At 64.6% G+C, this 17,622-nt stretch carries 13 protein-coding genes and 1 pseudogene; 4 read left to right on the forward strand and 10 right to left on the reverse strand.

The genetic code is table 11. The features are described 5' to 3' along the window. Positions 1-32: 32 nt before the first annotated feature. The 4 genes from LFT44_RS04780 to LFT44_RS04795 all read right to left on the reverse strand — a co-directional run bounded on the left by LFT44_RS04780 (position 33) and on the right by LFT44_RS04795 (position 5,123). On the reverse strand, positions 33-782 hold the full coding sequence (locus LFT44_RS04780) for a hypothetical protein (RefSeq protein WP_236801369.1): 750 nt from the start codon (positions 780-782) through the stop codon (positions 33-35). Positions 783-867: 85 nt separating this feature from the next. Further along, a complete protein-coding gene (locus tag LFT44_RS04785; protein ID WP_236801370.1) occupies positions 868-1,617 on the reverse strand; it encodes an SDR family oxidoreductase in 750 nt (249 codons plus the stop codon). Positions 1,618-1,638: 21 nt separating this feature from the next. Next, complete coding sequence (locus tag LFT44_RS04790; protein WP_236801371.1) at positions 1,639-3,297, reverse strand: thiamine pyrophosphate-binding protein; 1,659 nt, start codon at positions 3,295-3,297, stop codon at positions 1,639-1,641. 497 nt (positions 3,298-3,794) lie between these two features. Further along, positions 3,795-5,123, reverse strand: coding sequence for an ISL3 family transposase (locus LFT44_RS04795; protein WP_236798899.1), 1,329 nt, complete (start codon positions 5,121-5,123; stop codon positions 3,795-3,797). 230 nt (positions 5,124-5,353) lie between these two features. On the opposite strand from LFT44_RS04795, the gene LFT44_RS04800 reads away from it, so the two are divergent. Together LFT44_RS04800 and LFT44_RS04805 are read left to right on the forward strand one after the other, a co-directional pair. Further along, positions 5,354-6,516, forward strand: a protein-coding gene (locus LFT44_RS04800) for an IS3 family transposase (protein ID WP_236800145.1) whose coding sequence is annotated in 2 segments (ribosomal slippage) — positions 5,354-5,632 and positions 5,635-6,516 — 1,161 coding nt in all. Because the reading frame shifts where the segments join, the coding sequence is not laid out codon by codon here. 47 nt (positions 6,517-6,563) lie between these two features. Next, a complete protein-coding gene (locus LFT44_RS04805; protein ID WP_236801373.1) occupies positions 6,564-10,028 on the forward strand; it encodes an ORC-CDC6 family AAA ATPase in 3,465 nt (1,154 codons plus the stop codon). Between the two features lie 277 nt (positions 10,029-10,305). Here the strand turns inward: LFT44_RS04805 and LFT44_RS04810 are convergent, their stop codons facing one another. Further along, positions 10,306-10,800: a GNAT family N-acetyltransferase gene (locus LFT44_RS04810; protein ID WP_236801374.1), complete on the reverse strand. Its 495-nt coding sequence runs from the start codon at positions 10,798-10,800 to the stop codon at positions 10,306-10,308. Continuing rightward, positions 10,797-11,666: a ribokinase gene (locus LFT44_RS04815; RefSeq protein ID WP_236801375.1), complete on the reverse strand. Its 870-nt coding sequence runs from the start codon at positions 11,664-11,666 to the stop codon at positions 10,797-10,799. The genes LFT44_RS04810 and LFT44_RS04815 overlap by 4 nt, the downstream gene beginning before the upstream one ends. A 150-nt stretch (positions 11,667-11,816) precedes the next feature. Here LFT44_RS04815 and LFT44_RS04820 point away from each other — a divergent pair. Further along, positions 11,817-12,455 (forward strand): annotated as a pseudogene (locus LFT44_RS04820) (MFS transporter); the annotation flags it as partial. A 240-nt stretch (positions 12,456-12,695) separates the two neighbouring features. Here the strand turns inward: LFT44_RS04820 and LFT44_RS04825 are convergent. From LFT44_RS04825 to LFT44_RS04840, 4 genes are read right to left on the reverse strand one after another with little or no spacing between them, the layout of a single operon-like run. Further along, positions 12,696-13,013: a putative quinol monooxygenase gene (locus LFT44_RS04825; RefSeq protein WP_236801376.1), complete on the reverse strand. Its 318-nt coding sequence runs from the start codon at positions 13,011-13,013 to the stop codon at positions 12,696-12,698. A gap of 26 nt (positions 13,014-13,039) precedes the next feature. Next, on the reverse strand, positions 13,040-14,074 hold the full coding sequence (locus LFT44_RS04830) for an NAD(P)-dependent alcohol dehydrogenase (RefSeq protein ID WP_236801377.1): 1,035 nt from the start codon (positions 14,072-14,074) through the stop codon (positions 13,040-13,042). Then, positions 14,071-14,892: an iron-sulfur cluster assembly protein gene (locus LFT44_RS04835; RefSeq protein ID WP_236801378.1), complete on the reverse strand. Its 822-nt coding sequence runs from the start codon at positions 14,890-14,892 to the stop codon at positions 14,071-14,073. Before LFT44_RS04835 ends, LFT44_RS04830 begins: the two co-directional genes overlap by 4 nt. Further along, on the reverse strand, positions 14,889-15,935 hold the full coding sequence (locus tag LFT44_RS04840) for an amidohydrolase family protein (protein ID WP_236801379.1): 1,047 nt from the start codon (positions 15,933-15,935) through the stop codon (positions 14,889-14,891). The genes LFT44_RS04835 and LFT44_RS04840 overlap by 4 nt, the downstream gene beginning before the upstream one ends. Before the next feature lie 161 nt (positions 15,936-16,096). Between LFT44_RS04840 and LFT44_RS04845 the strand changes: the two genes are divergently transcribed. After that, a complete protein-coding gene (locus LFT44_RS04845; protein WP_236801381.1) occupies positions 16,097-17,599 on the forward strand; it encodes a helix-turn-helix domain-containing protein in 1,503 nt (500 codons plus the stop codon). The last annotated feature ends 23 nt before the right edge of the window (positions 17,600-17,622 follow it).

Consider the following 17,622-nt stretch of genomic DNA (forward strand, 5'->3'; position numbering starts at 1 on the left):
CCATCACCGCGGGCAGTAGGCTCAGCCCGCCGTCATGCGGCCTGCTTCTTCCCGTCGCGTACGGATCCGTTCTCGCTGGCGTGGGCGGTGGACGGGAACCGCACGCCCACGCGGGCTCCGAACAGTCCACGTTGCGGAAGCCAGAAGTCCGCCAGGTGGTCCTGCACCTCGAGTGGACCGGGCTTGCCCGCATCCTCACCCCCGATGGTGGCCTGGGAATCGGTGACCACCCACAACTGCCGGGGCTGGGCCTGGAATGTCTGCCCGTTGGGCACCACGCCGGAGACTTTCATCTTGCCCGCGTTGAGCAGCGGCCCGGCGAATGCTCCCATCGCGCGGAGCACCAGTTCGTTGCGCCACAGCGTTTCGGGCATCCGGACGGCCATGGCGGTCAGCATCGAGGTGGCAGCCGAGGTGCCCAGCTGGAGGCGCCAGTCAAGGACGCCCGGGACGGTGATCACGGCGTTGAAGGGCCCGCTCCACTGGATGTCGACGTCGGTCTCCACCGTGTACTGCACGGCCGCGCCGAAGTAGCGTGCGCAGCTGAACTCCGGTGCGGTGTTGGCGTAGATGGTCCACTCCCCGCCGGGCGTGCGGTGCCACACGGAGCGGTAGCCGGGGCCAACGGAGCTCACCGGGAAATCCCGGAAAGCCAGGTAATGGCCGGTGCTGAAAGGTAACCCCAGGACGGCGTAGCCGGCGAAATGCTCCGCTGCGTCGTCCGGAAGCTCGGCAAGTGTCGGTGTTGCCTGTGCTGCTGACTGCGGCTGGTAGGTGTTCATGGCCGCCTCCTTTTCTCCATGTCCTGAGCCTAGGAGCGGGCCGCAGCAAGGGCATGGGGCAACTGCCCCATTAGGGACCGGCTTTTTACGCGGCGTCGAGGGCTTCGAGCCACTCCAGGAACGTCTGGCGTCCGACGGCGGATCCCGGCGCCGGGATCAACGCACCTTTACGCATGGCCTTGCCCATGGGTCTGGGGACGTGCACCGGCACGATCCGTTTCTTCTGCCGCGTCTTGGCCAGATAAGCCGCGACCAGGCTTTTCAGCTGTTCGGGCCGCGGGCCGCCGAGATCCGGGATGCGTCCACGCGGCCCGGCCTCGGCCGCGTCCACCAGGGCCGCGGCCACCTCCTTTGCTGCCACCGGTTGGGTGGCCATCGTGGGCACGAGGACCAGGGGGCCCACCGAGGCGGCCTTGATGGACATCGGTACGAACTCGTGGAACTGGGTGGCCCGGAGGAGGGTCCACGGAATGCCGCCGTGCCTGACCTCGTCTTCCTGCACTAATTTCCCGGCGTACAGTCCTGAATGGGCGTTGTCGATGCCCACAATGGACAGCGCCACATGGTGCGTCACGCCGGCCTTCTTCCCGGCTGCCAGCAGGTTCTGGGTGGCGTTGGTGAAGTAATCCACGGCTTTCTTGGTGGACAGGGTCTGGATGCCGGCGACGTCGATGACCGTGTCGACATTCTGGAGTGCCTGCTCGAGACCCCGCCCGTTGACCAAGTCCACCCCTTCGGCGCGGCTGAGACTGACCACCTGGTGCCCGCGCTCCCTGGCGATGGCCACAACGTGGCGGCCCACTGTACCGGTTCCCCCTGCAACGGCAATCTTCATGGAAGAAATCCTAAGCCGGTTCTACCCCGCCACCGCAGCCTTCGCGGCACGCGTCGCGTTCATCCACTCGGTCAGCCACGGCGCGCGGACGGTAGACGTGATGCGGCAGTCGGCCACGAAGGTTCCCTTCGCGCCGACGTCGATCCATTCCTGCAGCGCGGCCAAGTCGGATAAGGACCGGATCACAGCCGACTCCGCACCCAACGCCCGGGCAACCCCGCTGAAGTCCACCTCCGGGATCAGCATCGGCCTCTCGGTCAGGCCCTGCGAGCCGTACTGGTGGATCTCGGCCCCGTAGGCGGCGTCGTTGTAGATCACCACGATGGCGCTGCGGGCGGCGCCGATCAGCGATTCGAGGTCGGACAGGCCCATCAGGAAACCACCGTCGCCGGAGGCCAGCACGAGGGTGCGGTCGTCCTCCACCGCACGTGCGGCCCCGACCGCGCTGGCCAGGCCAAGTCCGATCGTCTGATACGCGGTCCCCACCATCACCAGGTCCTGCGGCCGCGGGATGTTCCAGTACATGGGCGCCCAGCCGATGAAATGCCCGCCGTCCTGCACCACCGTGCGGCGCTCCGGCAGCACGGCGTCGAGCGCGGAGGCTAGGGCGCGTGGATCCAGCCGCCCATCAGCAGTTTCAGAAAACCCAGCAGCGTGACCTGCCCCAACAGCCAGGCGCCGTGAAGCTTCAGCGCGCCACGCCGCAGCGGCAGTCTCGCCGTCAACCGAAGACGAAAGCCGCGAGGCAGCAGCCTTTACGTCCGCCTGGACAAACACGTCCACCCGCGGATGCGTCGGCTCAACCGCGGTATCGATCTGGATAACAGTCGCATCCGGGTTGAGAAGGTGCCCGAACCGCATGGTGAACGGGCTCAGGCTCGCCCCCGCCACCAGGACCACGTCGGCCTCGCCCATGAGCCCGGCCGCGGTGTCGGTGCCGAAACCGCCGGCCACGCCCAGGTACCCCTCGCCATTGAGGAGGTTGAGCGCGAGGGCGGTTCCGGCGGTCAGTGCGCCGAGCCGGTCGGCGAGTTCGCGGAGCTCCAGCCCGGCTCCGGCGAGGTGCGCACCCCGGCCGGCCAGGATCAGCGGCCGCCTGGCACCGGCGAGCAGGCGGGCAACCTGCCCAAGGCCGCCGTCGACGTCGTCCATCGCCTTGGGTGCCGACGGCTCCGGAAGCTCCTCGTCCGCAGCCCCAAGTGCAGCGAGGTCGTAGGGGATGGCGAGCACGACGGCGGTGCGCCGGGTGAGTGCGTACTCCACCGCCTGCCGGGTGACGGCGCCCGCGGCGTCACGGGTGACGGTGAAGGTGGCCGTGCCGAGGCCCGCGGCGATGGCCGCCTGGTCCACGTCCCAGGGGCGCGGGCCGCTGGTGGGTGCGTCCCCGGTGACCAGCACCACCGGGATCTGCGCCTGGACCGCCTCGGCGAGGGCGGTGAGCGCGTTGGTGTAGCCGGGGCCGTAGGTGGTGGTGCCCGCCGCGAGCCGTCCCGAGGTCCGGCAGTAGGCGTCGGCCGCGGCAATGGCGGCGCCCTCATGCCGGACGGGGGTGAAGCGCAGGCCCTGCTTCTCGGCGGCGTCCAGAAAGTAGACGTTGCCGTTGCCCATGACGCCGAAGACGTCACTGACATAGCTGCTGAGTACCTCTGCCACGCGGCCTGAGACGGTAAGTGAAGTCATGCAGACATCCTGTGACGCAGACCTCACAATCGGCAACAAGCATAAATTTGGTTGGGATTTTTGGCAGCGGTGAAGATGAGAACTGACAGAACGATCACCTAAGCAGCGAATCGTCAAGGATGAGGCTGACGCGACTGCGGCTTACTCCTGAGAAGATGTCCGTGCAGTCATCGAAGGGTTCGTTGGGGCCGCAACCGTGTCTTCGGCGGTTCCGTGCGGCACGGTATGCCCGCGGCCATCGCGTTATGGAGGACTCTCGTACAGCTAGATTGTCCGGTCCAACTCGGCGAGCTGAAGGAGCTGCCGTGTCCGCTCGGGCGTTGGCTTGTAGTCTCCACCGAACGCCCTCCCCGGATCGGGGCGTTGGAGCTACGAAGCCCATAAGGAACGGCACGACAATCGCCGCCGATACGAGAATACCCAAGGCACTGGGGCTTGGAGCGGCTGCTAATGGGGCTCTTCGCGGTTCGTGGGGAAACGGGTCCCTGGAATGAGCGTCATGCCGCCGTCCGGACGGCACTTCGTAAGAGAATAACGGATTTGTAGTTGGCTGCGTTGCGGTACCCGCGGGCGGTTCGCTTGATGTTCTTGATAGCGGTGTTGTTGGCCTCGACCTTCCCTGTTGTGGCGCCGGTAATGATCAGCACCTCTATCTCTTTCCACCATCTGCAGACGGTTCGGTAGAGCCTGTTCGTCTCCGGCCGTGCGGCTGCCCTGACCAGTTCCTCGAGTACCGTCTTGGCCGTCGCGGCGTCTTCGAGCGAGCCGGTGCGGAGTAGTGCCCGGAGTTGTTCCTTGACGTTCCAAACAGCCTGGAGGGTTCCTGTGGGATCGTCCAGGGTGAATACTTCCTCGAGTCGGCGGCCGGCCCTGCAGCTGAGGGTGTCGCCGCCCCGGAGGAGCAGCATGCGGTGGGCCCAGGCCTTGTCGATGGCCCGGCCGCGGCGGCCCTTGACCTGTTGCGAGAGGTTCTGCCGGGTCTCCGTCATGGCCTGGTTCGCCAGGGAGATCAGGTGGAAATGATCAACGGCGACTGCCGTGCGCGGCAGCCACATCCGGAGCGCTTTACGGAATGCCGCCGAGGGGTCGATCGCGACGACCTGCACGGCCAGGCGCCACTCCAGGGGCCGGGCGAACAGCCAGTCCCCGACGCCCTTGTGGTCCCGCCCGTCGACGACACCGAGGACCTGGCCGGTGTCGAGATCAACGATGGTTGTCATCCAGGGTTCGAACCGGGTCCACGCCTTCGTTGACGGGTCCTGGAAGTAGCGCACGGACCGGAACCGGTGTTCGTCGATGCCGAGCATCCGCGGGCTGAGCTTGTCCACGTCGGGCAACCGCAGCAGGCAGGCTTCGGTCACCGCAGCCCGGACCATCCACCAGGACACGGAGAAGCCGGCAGCGGTCTCCGAGACGGCCCGGCCGGAGCGGATGACGGCGTCCACGAGCTGGTCCCGAAGGCGGCTCGTGGACCGGGCATGGCGCGGGACCTGGGGCGTGGATTCGAAGAACGAGAGCCGGTCGCAGGCCGGTTCCTCGCAGTACCAGCGGTACTTGGACCAGAGGACCTCCACGGGCCCGGCGACAGGAATATCACGGAGCCGTTGAAGGCGGCGCTCTTTCCGCCGGGAAGCGATGACCCCGCAGCTCGGGCAGCCCGGTAGCTGGTCCGTTTCAACGATGACCTGCCTCCGGCCGGCAGTGATGGTGGTGGAGATGACATGGTAGTCGGGCAGGTTGAAGAGGATAGTGGCAGCGTCGGCTGCGACCCCGGTAGGCTCGTTCAAAGGCTCGTGGTCCTGTTCCAGGTTGAATGCTAGACACACTCATCCCAGCAGGGCCACGGGCCCTCTTGTCTTCAACGACACGAACTCAATTCCCCACCAACCACGAAGAGCCGCTAATGGCACTCAGGCGCTAGGCTTCCTTGACCAACCGAATCGCATCCAATCAAGGAGCCAGCACGATGCCCAACTACAAAGAGAGGGACTGCTGAAGGTTTGATTGACACTTTGCCTGTGAGGATTTGATCCTCGCGGGTGGAAGGATGTTCATCATGCCCAAAGCCTTTCCCGAAGAGTTCCGCCGCGATGTCGTCGCGGTTGCCCGCAAGGGCGAAGCACCCATCACCCAGATCGCCAAGGACTTCGGTGTCTCGCCCGCTGCCCTGCACCGCTGGATGAAGATCGCCGATAGAGAAGATGGCGTGAAGTCCGGGGCGGTGTCCGATGACGCCGCGAAGCTGCGGGAGGCCAACAAACGCATCCGGCTCCTGGAACAGGAAGCCGAAGTCATGCGCCGTGCCGTGGCCTATCTGTCCCGGGACATCAATCCAAAAAAATGATGTACCCGCTGGTCCGCGAGCTGGCTGCCAGGGACGCCCCGATCAGGGTTCCCGTGGCAGTGTCCTGCCGGGTACTGAATTTCTCCAGACAGGCCTACTACCAGTGGGCCGCCAATCCCGTCCCCGCCCGGGACTGGGAAGAAGCCCACTTGATCAACGCGGCCATCGACCACCACCGCGACGATCCTGCCTTCGGATACCGGTTCATCGCCGATGAGATCAACGCCGGTCCCGGCCCGGCCGCCAGCGAACGCCGGATCTGGCGGTTGTGCTCGGAGAACGGCATCCTCTCGGTGATCCACCGGCGGCGCCGCTCAGGGCTCAAGGCCGGCCCTCCGGTCCACGATGACCTCGTCGAACGGGACTTCAGCGCCACGGCACCGAACCGGAAATGGCTCACGGACATCACCGAGCACCACACCGGGGAGGGCAAGCTGTACCTGTGCGCGATCAAGGACCTTCACTCAAACCGGATCGTCGGATACTCGATGGACGGGCGGATGAAAGCGTCCCTGGCCGTCGCCGCCCTGGACCACGCCGTGGCCCTCAGGAAACCGGCGGGCACGGTGGTCCACTCGGACAGAGGGTCCCAGTTCAGATCCAGAAAGTTCGTCCTGGCCCTGAACACCTATGGGCTGAGCGGATCGATGGGCCGGGTCGGGGCCTGCGGTGACAACGCGGCGATGGAATCGTTCTTCTCCCTGCTTCAAAAGAACGTCCTGAACCGGAAACGATGGGAGACCCGGGCCGAGCTCCGGCTGGCCATCACGACCTGGATCGAGCGCAGCTACCACCGCAAACGCCGTCAACGCGCCCTCGGGCGGCTGACACCCATCGAGTTTGAGACAATAAAAAACGCGGCCTCAGCCGCGTAAGAAATTATCAACCACAGCTGTCAACTAAACCTTCAGCAGTCCCGAAGGTGACCCCTAAAGCGGTATATGAGCTGCCCGCTCCGAATGACGAAACAGTCGGTGGCTATGGAAACCGTCGTGACTTCGAAAGCGAATGCCGTCTTCACGCTTCGCTTGAGGACATCCCTGAGATTGCGCGAATTGCCAACTGGGGTGAGGATTGCGTCGATCTGGGCGGCACGCCGCTGGATGTGTACTGGACGCAGATGGAACTCGTCAGAGGCGAGACCGTCGAGCACTATTTTGCGCACGGGAATGTGCTGACGCCGCGTGCGATCGCGCAAGTCGCTGAAGATCTCTTGACGCTGAGCGAAAAGCTGCAGTCACAAAGCATCTTTCATAATGACTTACATGGCGGTAACGCCGTCATCGTTAGCCTGCCACCCGAAAAGCACCGGCGACGTGCCATCGATCCCGGGGTAGCGGTGAGGGTATTCGACTTGGGTAGCGCGGCGAAAGACGACAAAGCAGACCTTAACTCTTCACGGCTAGGTGATCTGGAGCAGATTTCCCTTCAGATTCACCGGCTGCTGGATCGCTTTGACCAGTCCGCGTCGTCGTCTGCGATCATCGCCAGCGATGTGAGACTCTCCGCCCAGCTCCGGCGGGTCGCGCAGGCACATGCCCAAATCGACTGGGAATCGCGACGTGTCACTGCAACAGACATGCTCCGGGAAGTGCGGCGCGCGTACGAGATGGCGGTGCATCCGGAACAGTTCCGTCCGATCGAATTTCAATCCATACAAGACCACTACAATGCGCAAACACTCCCGTCTGCGTTCGCACGGACTTTGATTTATGACCCCGATGGGCAATGGACGAGGGCGATGACTTCCGCGGGGCCTCAACTTGTGGTCGGCATGCGCGGCTGCGGGAAGACAATGCTACTTCGCTCGCTTGAGTGGTCGGCGCACGCTGTGGTGGCCCCCGAGGAAGACCGAGCTCAGGCCGTTTCTCGGATTGCGGGTCAGAGTTACCTCGGGCTCTTCGTGTCTTGCGCGCATCTGCTCCGAGCTCCACGGGAACGAGTAGGTGAAGGCGCCCTTCAGCGTCTCTATCTCGCTTATGCCAGGGAAGCGATAAGAGCCGTTCAGACGTGCGAGGTGCACAGTCTTGGCAATCCGCGGCCAGAGGCTATCGACAGGTTCTGCGAGCTCATATCTGCCACAGTCCCGACCTTTCAGCCTGGTGAGCAATCAGCGGCTCTCCCCCGCATCGAGCTTGAACTTAGTAAGGCGATACAGCGAGATGTGCCCGACGATGTGCGCCGCGCCTTCGTTCCGTTAGAGGCTTTCACCGAGCTCGCGAAGGGCATCCGATCGTTGGTTGATATCTGGGCAGCTAAGACCGTCCTATTCCTTCTCGACGATGTAAGCAAGCGGTTCGTGAACGAAGATGATCTCACCGACCTCCTGACGCAGTTTTGCCTCAAAAGCGAGACGTTCGGGTTTAAGATCAGCACGGAGACGCAAACTCAAGTGCTGCACTCACCGAGCGGAGAAAGGGCCCTCGAAGGCCGCGATTATCAGGTCTTCCACCTTGGCGAGCACGTTCTAGAGGCCCTCAAGGGAGCGGCTGGTGCGCGATTCCTTGAGCAGATTTTGGATCGCCGCCAGCAGATTGTAAGCGGTAGCGCGGCAGTACCCTCGCGAAAGCGATTGGGCAATCGAAGCCTGCGGAATATAGCGGAGTCAATCAAGTACTCGGCTGGGCCAGGCACGCCCGCGGACAGGTACCCGTATTATGGGTTGAGTGCCCTCGCTGCCGTCTGCGTGGGCGACATCGGCGATGTCCTTCAGATCTTTCACAAAATGACTTTCGGAACTCAACCGGGCAGTGTTATAAGCCAGCGTCGGCAGCATGAGATTCTAGTGTCTGAAAGCCGATTGCGCCTCCTCTCTCTTGTAAAGCTCGACGTTGACAACGCGTGGTACTTCAACCACAGCGCAGCGTTCGCAAACGCAAGCCACCGAGAGCTCGCGCAGAGAGAACGACTGCGCCAGTACTCCGATATCTTCGTCGAAATCGATAGCAGCGACAAGGCCGCCTTCAGAAGCCTCATGAACCTCGTTGACAACGGTGTGTATGTGATCATCGGGTTTAGACAGAGGTCGAAGGCGGTCGACGGAGTGCCCATCTACCAGTTCGCTTTGCGGTTTCGAAAACTCTTCGGGCTGAACTTCCGCATACCACTTAGCAATAGGGATCGATTTGAACTCATTGGGGCTTCGGTCACTAAATGGCTCGAGGAGCCCCGTTCAGAAGGACTCACGCCCCTCCCGCAGTCGGGGATTGACAAGGGCAAAAACTGGTTGCGGGAGCTCATTGAAGACGATGAGAACGACGAAGAATCGATTGAGCCGCCAGTAGGTGATGACCAGACGCAACTGACGTTGTTCGATGAAGACTTTACTGGACTCCTGACACCCAGTCCGGCTGCTGGGCTGCCGCGGACCGCCCTCAGGGTCAACATTGACGAGCTTCCGATCGGACCAGACACATTTAGCTGGCAGTCAGCCTCAGTTATCGCAGGCGTCGGATTCGAAGATCGCGCCGCAGGCTCTATTAGGGCGCTTAATTCAGGAGGAATCGCGCAAGTCGATCGATTCCTGTTGGTACGTTACGCCGATGAGGGAAATGCAGATGAGGTCGCTGCAGCCGTCGAGGCCCTTACGTCTCAAGTTGACTTCTTCGACGCTGATTCACGGATTGATCCAAGCGATGCTGTTCGTGATGCAGTGAACTCGCTGCCACAGGGGCCCGTAATCCTGGATGTCTCGGCGCTCACAAAACCCTTGATTTATTGCTTCACGAAGGAACTGCTGAGCAAGCGTGGGCAGGTATATATTCTCCACAGCGCGGCTCACACGTATGACCCCTTGCCGGAGGAATTGCACCCCGTGATGGAACTTCTCCAGGAGGGTAAGTTCCCGGAAGCACTCAAGCATCTCGACGCGATCACACCAGGGGAGGGAACCGAGTTTGTTCCGTTGTCCGTGGGTGAGCCATGGCTCGATGCATCTCTCCGATCAATTCTTGTCGCGTTCGTTACGCTCAAGTATCGACGGCTCGACTCGCTACTCGAGAGTATCGCAACAGACAAGATCATCGGCGTGAGGACTACCCATTCCAGCACTCCGAAGGGCATCGAGAGCAGAGCGGTGGGCTTGATTAGCGACTACCTGGTTGCGAGTCAGAATGGTGAACTTCGCTCCGTCAGCGCAATGGACGCCGCCGCCACCTACGATCTGCTCATGGAGTACTACGACCAATACGTCCTCGACAATGCATATCGTATTGAGCTGGCCCTAACCGGCACCAAAATGCAGACAGTAGGCGCCGCGGCATTTGCCTCGGTTGCGAGAGTGGCGAACGTCCTTTACTCCGTCCCGCTCAATCGGGACACCTCTCGTTTCACGCATGGAACAGGGCAGACTCGTCTCTTTGAACTCTCTACTCGGCTAGCACACTGATGCGCTCAGGGCGGTAGTTACCGAAGTTCCAGTCCTGGAACCGCGAGGAGCTGTATGTCTGGGACGAGACATTTCGGACCAACGTTGCGAAGGCCGAGGCGCGGCACGTGGTGCTGCGGGCGTTCATGCTGGGCATGGCTATTCCCTGGGGTTCCCTTCGCAGCGGATGGGGCCGACGATTTTCAGCGCCTGGGGCCGGTGGTAACCCGTGCGGGACTGGAACCCAGCACGTGCACCGGGATCTCGACAGCAGTCGGGCGGAGGTACATTACGGGAGCTACAGCTCCAGCCGGAACACCCACAGCAGTACGTCCTCGCCCGGCACGTACCAGTCCCGCTCCGGCGCGCGGCGAAAGCCCAGCGATCGGTATAGGCCGTGGGCGCGTTCCATGAACGTGGCGCTGGTGATGCTGATCGCCTCGATGTTGGGGAGTTGCCGCGCGTGCCCCACGATCTCGCGAACTACCGCCCGGCCCACGCCTCCGCCCTGATGTTCAGGGTCGACGGCCAGCATCCGGAACTCCAGCTCTCCGTCCTGCGCGATCTCGCTGTACGGCTGGCCGGCGAACGTAAGCGTCACCGCCGCCACCACCTTCCCGGCGGCCTCCGCCACCCACACCTGGGCATGCTCGGCCCGGTGCTCCACGTCCTCCAGCACGCCCATGTACGGATGATCGGCAGCGAAGTGCCTGGCCCGAAGGTGGGCCTCGCGCGTGATGCGGCGAACCTCCGGAAAGTCCGCCGGCACCGCCCGCCGGAACACAACAGTCACAAGGAAGCGCCCGAAGCAGCGGCGGTCCGCTCCACGTAGTGGCCCAGCCGTGCCAAATCCGGCTGCGACGACGGATCGCCCACGGCGTCCGCCCCCACGGCATTGGCCACCGCCAGCGCCCGGGCGTAGTCCAGCCCGCTCCACAACGCAAGCACCAGGGCAGCGCAGAACGCGTCGCCCGCGCCCACGGTGTTCGCCACCGCCACCGCAACGGACGGTGCCTCGGCCACCTTCCGGCCGTGCTCGAACATCGCCGAGCCGTCCTTGCCGTACGTCACCGCCACCCGCTTCGCCTCCACCAGCGCCGGGATTAGGGCGTACTCGCTCTCGTTGACGATCACCAGGTCGCACCGTTCCAGCAGCTCCGTCGGCAGGTCCATGGCCGGCGCCGCGTTCAGTACAAAGAAACCCTGCGCCTTCCGGGAGGCCTCCAGCACCACATCCAGCCCGACCTCCAACTGGCACAGCACCGTCTCGTCCGGGCCGAACTCCACCCCGTCCAGCGACAGGTGCGAATTCGCGCCGGGGCACACGACGATCTGGTTCTCGCCGTCGCGGTCCACCACGATCAGCGCCGTCCCGGTCGGCTGGGGGAGGGCGGCGACATCGGACGTATCGACGCCTGCACCCGCCAGGGCGTCCAGCATCCGCTGCCCAGACGCGTCGTTCCCGATGGCACCGACCATCCCCGCGCGGCCGCCCAGCCGTGCCGCGGCCGCTGCCTGGTTGGCGCCTTTGCCGCCGGGCTGCTCGGACAGGACGGCGCCGCCGATGGTTTCGCCCGCGGTCGGAAGCCGCTCGGCGGTGGCGATCAGGTCCAGGTTGATGCTGCCGACCACGGTGACGGCAGGACGTGTTGTGTTCATGGGAAAACTCTCTGAAGGGGGAGGGCCGGAAGCGGCCGGGCTTTCGAAAAAGTGTAGCGCATGGTTGTACTTGCGAGTTATACATGGTTGTATAACAACTCGGATCTCCACGAAAAGACGATCCCTTCTGCTCGAACAAAGGAGTTTGATGTGAACACCCCGACCCCAGCCGCAGCCGCGCCTCCCGCCCAAGGAGGCGTCGCCGTCGTCCTTCCCGACGGCGACGCGGCCAGGCTCTCCGGCCGGCGCGCCGCCCTGCTGATCTCCACCCTGCTGCTGGGCGTGCTGTCCTTCCAGCTGAACGCCAGCATGGTCACCCCCGCGCTGCCGCGGATCGCCGCGAGCTTCGGCGAAAGCGCGGACAGCGCCGCCCCCGTCCAGTCCATGTTCTTCCTGGCCGGCGCCATCGCCGGGCCCGTGATCGGCCGGTGGAGCGACTTCATCGGCCGCCGCGCCGCGCTGCTGCTGGTCCTGGGCATCATGGGCGCCGGCACCATCCTCTGCATCGCCGCACCCACCCTGCCGCTGCTGGTCACCGGCCGGTTCCTGCAGGGCGTCTCCAGCGCTGTGTTCGCGCTCGCCTACATCGTGCTCAGCGAGAACCTGCAGGCCAAGGTCTTCGGCACCTCCGTGGGCATCATCGCCGCCATCAACGGGGGAGTGGGCGGCGTGGACGGCTACGTGGGCGGGCTCATGGCCGAGACCCTTGGCTTCCGGTCCATCTTCGTCGTCGTGCTCGTCCTCACAGCCATCGCCGCTCTGTGCATCTTCCGCCTGGTGTGGCGCGGTGGGTGCGTATCTTGCGGCTGGGGACGTCGCTGAGCCTGGTGTGTGCCGTGATGTCGGCGTTGTTTTCTTCCAGCCTTGTGGCCGTGTTTATTGCCGTTGCCTGCACTGCTGGGACAATTTATAACCACGACGGCGGCCCTCGCGTCGGCGACGTCGGTCGCCTGACTGCTGGACCGGCATTGCGGGTGCCCCGTCGGCAGCTTGCGCTGCCGACGGGCCGCCGGGGCACCGACCTACGACCTACTCGACCGCGAGCTCGCCGAGCTTTGACCACCCGTCCACCTTGACGTTGACGATGTCCGGAGTCCGCGCGAGGTACGGGGGCAGCTCCGCCGTCGCCCGCTTGAAATGCTCCGACTGGACATGCTGACCGCCGGCCTCGTCATCGCGGAACGCCTCGATCAGGACGTAGGTGTTGGGGTCGGCCAGGGAGCGGGCCCACTCGAAAAACAGGCAGCCCTCCTCGGCGTTCGTCTTCTCAGTGAAGTCCCGGGAAATCTCCGGCCACGCGTCGGCGTGCTCCGGTTTCACCGGGAATTTTGCGGTAATGAAGATCATGGTTCTCCTTCGATGGATGGGCAGGATCAGGGCACCAGGATGGCCCGGCCGCGGACCTTGCCGGCGTCCAGGTCGCTGATGGCCTGCTGGAAATCGTCCAGCTTGTACTTCTGGGTGTGCAGTGTGACGGCCCCGCGGGCGGCGAGCGACATGAGGTCCTGCAGGTCGTTGTAGGAACCCACCAGGTTGCCGATGATGTTGATCTCCGAGGAGATGATGTCGATGGTGGGCACGCTGATGTCCTCGCCGTAGCCCACCACGAAGTAGTCGCCGGCCTGCCGCAGCATCGCAATGCCCTCGGACGTCGCGCCGCCTTCGCCCACGAAGTCGATCAGCACCTCCGCGCCGTTGCCGCCGGTGAGGGCCCGCACCTGTTCCACCTGCGTGCCGTCCGCAAGCACCCCTTCATCGGCACCGATCGACTTCGCCAGCTCCAGGGCGGCCGGGTTGCGGTCCACCACGATGATCCGGCTCGGGGTGAGGGCCTTCAGCACCTGGATCCCGATGTGGCCCAACCCGCCGGCGCCAATCACTACGCAGTTGTCCCGCGGCGTCAGCCGCTTGGCCGCCTTCGCCGCAGCGTGGTAGGCCGTCAGGCCGGCGTCCGCCAGGGCCGCCACGTCCGCAGGTTCCAGTGAATCGTCGATCTTCACCACCGACCGGGCGGAGGTGAGGAGGTACTCGGCGTACCCGCCGTGCGTGTCGATACCCGGGAACTTGCTGCTCTCGCAGTGCACGTCGTCACCGGAGCGGCAGGCGCGGCACAAACCGCAGGTGATCAGCGGGTGCAGGATCACCTTGTCGCCTTCCTTGACGTTAGTGACGGCGCTGCCGACGGCGTGCACCCACCCGGCGTTCTCATGCCCGATGGTGTAGGGCAGTTGCACCTGGGACTTTTCGGCCCACTGTCCCTCGAGGATGTGCAGGTCAGTCCGGCACACGCCGGCTCCGCCGATCCTGACCACGACGTCCCAGGCCCCGGCCACCTCCGGAATGGGCGCCTCGGTCATCTTCAGGCCTTCGTGGTAGCCGACCACCTGGACGGCTCGCATGGTGTTCATGGGTGGATCTCCTTGACTGTGAACGGAAGCAGATGGTGCTGGTCGGCAGGCTCGGCTCCCTCGGGCCGGTCCGTCTGGTCGACGCCGGAGCCGGCGTAGCGTGTCCGCAGCAGGCCGCGGCAGAAGTGCGCATTGCCGTCGATCGAAATGCGGGTGGAGCGCGCTCGCCGCAGCGCCATCGGCACGTTGTCGGGCGGGTAGGGTACGCCGTCATGGTCTACGAGGACGACGGCGGCAGGTTCCGCCGGCAGCCCAAGCGCCATCCGCCGTCGTACTAAAGCATCCTTGGTCCGGCCGGCCGGCAAGTCACCCAGCCGCACCGTCCCGACGCTTTCTTCCGCCAGCGTGGGATCGGCCCGCAGCAGTTCGGTGAGGCAGCGCTCCATCGCGGCGGTGTGCGCTTTGCGGCGGAACGTCCACCGCAGCTCCTCCAGGCTGTGCTCGGCCTCGTGGCCGAAGGTGCCCTGGTATCCTGCGTCGGCCGCGAGGCCTGCGTTGATGAGGTCGGAGTCGTGGTGGTCATCGAGTTCAACCATTACCGCCGCCACCCCTGGCAGCGCCGAGACCACGTCCTTGCTGTCGGACGCCATCAGGTAGGCGAAGTTCGGCGAGCAGAATGACGTGGGCAGCCGCAGGTGCAGCACCACTATCGCGCCCGCCGGGGAGCCGGTGATCTGGAGGGAACGGACGAAGCCCAGATCCGTGATGGGCTCGTCCAGTTCGGGATCCAGCACGGCCCCCAGCGCATGCCGGACGTCCTCTGCTGTCACCGACTCGTCCCGTTGCCGGAGCGTGCGCTCCGTCAACGCCGCCGTCATGCCGCGCCTGCCAGGTCCGCCCGTTCCGGCTGCCGCGGTCCCGTCTTGGTCTCGTCCGCGTTGGGGAGCTGGAGCTCTGCGGGCACCGGGATGTCATACATCTTGGCGGCGTTCAGTCCCAGGATCTTCTTCTTCTGGTTCACGGTGAGCGGGGCGTATTCGGTCATGTCTTCCGGGATCTGGAAGTCAACGAACCGCTCGATCAGCCAGCGGGGTGACCAGATGGCGTAGTCGCTGGAGAACTGGATGCGGTCCTCGCCAATCCAGTAGATGAGCTCGCCCATGATCTGGGCGAAGTACCGCGGCCGCGTGTGCATGAAGGGGATCGCGACGGCGAGGCCGCCGTGGACGTTGGGTTCCTGGGTGGCGATCCAGCAAAAGTCTTCCAGCCGGGGCAGGCCGACGTGCTCCACCACAAAGTTCAGGTCGTTGAAATCGGACGCGGCGTGGTCGACGTCGGCAACGTCGAAAGCGTCCCGGTCCAGCGGGCGGACTGTGGGGCCCTTGTGGATGTGGATGTTCTTGATGCCGAGCTTGCGGCACTCCTCGAAATACCGGTAGGACCAGGGATCGGAGAGCTTGTACCCGCGGGATTCGCCGCGCCATTCGGCGGTGTAGAGCTTGACCCCCTTGAACTTCATCTTCTCGTGGTCGGCGCGGAGCCGGTCAAGGCCTGCCTCACCCTCCCGGGGGTCATAGCAGTGGTTGTACGTGAGCTTGTCCGGGTGCGCGGCGGCCAGTCCATAGGCTTCCTCCACCTGCGCGAAGCCGTTCTTGTAGAACGCGCCGAGATAGGCCGGCTGGAAGATCGCGTGGTCCACGTAGCCGTCCTGGAACAGGTCCTTCATGAGGCGTTCGCCGCCCTGGTACAGGAACTCCTCGTAGGACCAGTGTTCCTCCTCGGGACCGAGGTTGCGGTGGTAGTCGTAGAAGCAATCAATGAACTGCTTGCCCTGGATATTCCGCTGGTTCTCCGGGCGGGCGTCCCACAACGCGACGTGCGCGTCGACGATGAAGTAGTTCTCGCCGTCTTTGCTGTACATATCGTTCTCCTCCCCGCGACTGCCATAGTCGCGACAGAGACGACGCTATGGCCAAAAGACCGCCGTCAACCTGTGACCGGTGTCTCATTTTGAGACAGGGCGGCATCGCCTTTCGAGGCACAACGCCGTAATCTCGAATGACCAGGACAAGGAGGGCGGCGATGGTGCCGGACCAGAACGTTCCCGTCCCGCGGCCACCGGCCGGCGGGCCGGAAGGCATGATGACGACTGTCTCAAGACGCCTTCTCGCCTCATGGCAGCGCAGTGAAGAATACGGCGTCTCGGCCGAGGCCATCGACCCCGTCTGGGCCGGGTCCGTGGCCGGTGACTCGCTGTTCTACCAATGCGGCCAGGAGGTGCTCACCAGCCTGCACCAGACGCTGGCCAACGAGCCTCTGAGCCTGATGCTCACCGACGCCAACGGGCTGGTCCTCAACCGGTTCAGCGGCGATACCTCACTGCTGCGGGCGCTCGACAAGGTCCATCTGGCTCCCGGTTTCGCGTTTTCCGAGCGGGAAGCGGGAACCAGCGGGCTGGGTATGGCGCTGGCGGACCGGACGCCGAGCCTGGTTCGTGCCGAGGAACACTTCAGCGCAAGCCTCCGGACGTACACCTGCGCTGCCGTGCCGGTGATCGATCCCCTCAGCGGACGCCTCGAGGGCAGCGTGAACATCACCACCTGGTCCAAGTCGTCACCGGAGTTGCTTTTGGCCCTGGCCCAGTCGGCAGCGAGCAATACCGCTGCCCTCATGCTCGCAAAATCGGGTGGCCACAGGCCGAAAGCGGGACCCAAGGGCGGCGTCTTCCGGGTCCAGCGGGGCCGGGTTGAACCGGGTGCGGGAACGCTGCGCGCCATGTCCCCGGACTGGACGGAGGCACTGGACCGTGCGGCCTTGGCCCTTGCGACAAACAGAGTCGTGGCCGCCGTCGGAGAACCAGGCTCCGGGCGCGCCACCTTGCTGGGGCAGGCTATCCGGCAGGCGCACCCCGGGAGCCGCATCCTGTGTGCAGCAGCTCCGGAGCCTGAGGACGTGGAGGCGTGGTTGTCGCTCTGGACCCCCGAGCTGACCAAGCCCGATACCGCCGTGATCGTCGAAAACGTTGACCTCCTGCCCGCCTGGGCAGCGCAGGAGTTGAGCACCCGGGCTGCCGCCGCGGTTAAGACATTGCCTGCACCGGCCGGAAGCCCAGCCTCCATTACCTGGGCCATGACCGCGGAGGACCTGGGCGCCGTCCCGCAGCCACTGGCCGCCTCGGTGGAAACCGTGGTGCCGGTGCCTGCCCTGCGCGAACGCCCCACCGATGTAATGCCCCTGGCCAGGTACGCCGCCCGCCAATCGCGTATGCGTGACGTGGATTTCACGGCCGCTGCCGAATACGCGCTGACCGGCTACGGGTGGCCAGGCAACGTGGACGAACTTTTCACCATGGTCAATGACGCGGCCATGCGGACGGAAACCATCGATGTGCGGCATCTGCCCTCCCGGCTTGTGGGACGCGCCGGGCCACACCTCACCCGGATCGAAGCCGTCGAGAGGGACGAGATCATCCGGTGCCTTTCCCGGCCGGGCATCACGGTGGCCGCGGCCGCCAACGAACTGGGACTGAGCAGGGCCACCATTTACCGCCGGATGGCCCGCCTCGGAATTACCGCGCCGAAGTAGGCCCGGTTCGGGTCCCCTTGCCA

Source organism: Arthrobacter sp. FW306-05-C, assembly GCF_021801725.1.
Taxonomy (GTDB): Bacteria; Actinomycetota; Actinomycetes; order Actinomycetales; family Micrococcaceae; genus Arthrobacter.

Excerpts from the sequence above, each read along its gene's own strand:
- LFT44_RS04780 (WP_236801369.1), bottom strand. The coding sequence starts at position 782 with ATGAACACCTACCAGCCGCAGTCAGCAGCACAGGCAACACCGACACTT.
- LFT44_RS04785 (WP_236801370.1), bottom strand. The coding sequence starts at position 1,617 with ATGAAGATTGCCGTTGCAGGGGGAACCGGTACAGTGGGCCGCCACGTT.
- LFT44_RS04790 (WP_236801371.1), bottom strand. The coding sequence starts at position 3,297 with ATGACTTCACTTACCGTCTCAGGCCGCGTGGCAGAGGTACTCAGCAGC.
- LFT44_RS04815 (WP_236801375.1), bottom strand. The coding sequence starts at position 11,666 with ATGAACACAACACGTCCTGCCGTCACCGTGGTCGGCAGCATCAACCTG.
- LFT44_RS04825 (WP_236801376.1), bottom strand. The coding sequence starts at position 13,013 with ATGATCTTCATTACCGCAAAATTCCCGGTGAAACCGGAGCACGCCGAC.
- LFT44_RS04830 (WP_236801377.1), bottom strand. The coding sequence starts at position 14,074 with ATGAACACCATGCGAGCCGTCCAGGTGGTCGGCTACCACGAAGGCCTG.
- LFT44_RS04835 (WP_236801378.1), bottom strand. The coding sequence starts at position 14,892 with ATGACGGCGGCGTTGACGGAGCGCACGCTCCGGCAACGGGACGAGTCG.
- LFT44_RS04840 (WP_236801379.1), bottom strand. The coding sequence starts at position 15,935 with ATGTACAGCAAAGACGGCGAGAACTACTTCATCGTCGACGCGCACGTC.
- LFT44_RS04845 (WP_236801381.1), top strand. The coding sequence starts at position 16,097 with ATGGTGCCGGACCAGAACGTTCCCGTCCCGCGGCCACCGGCCGGCGGG.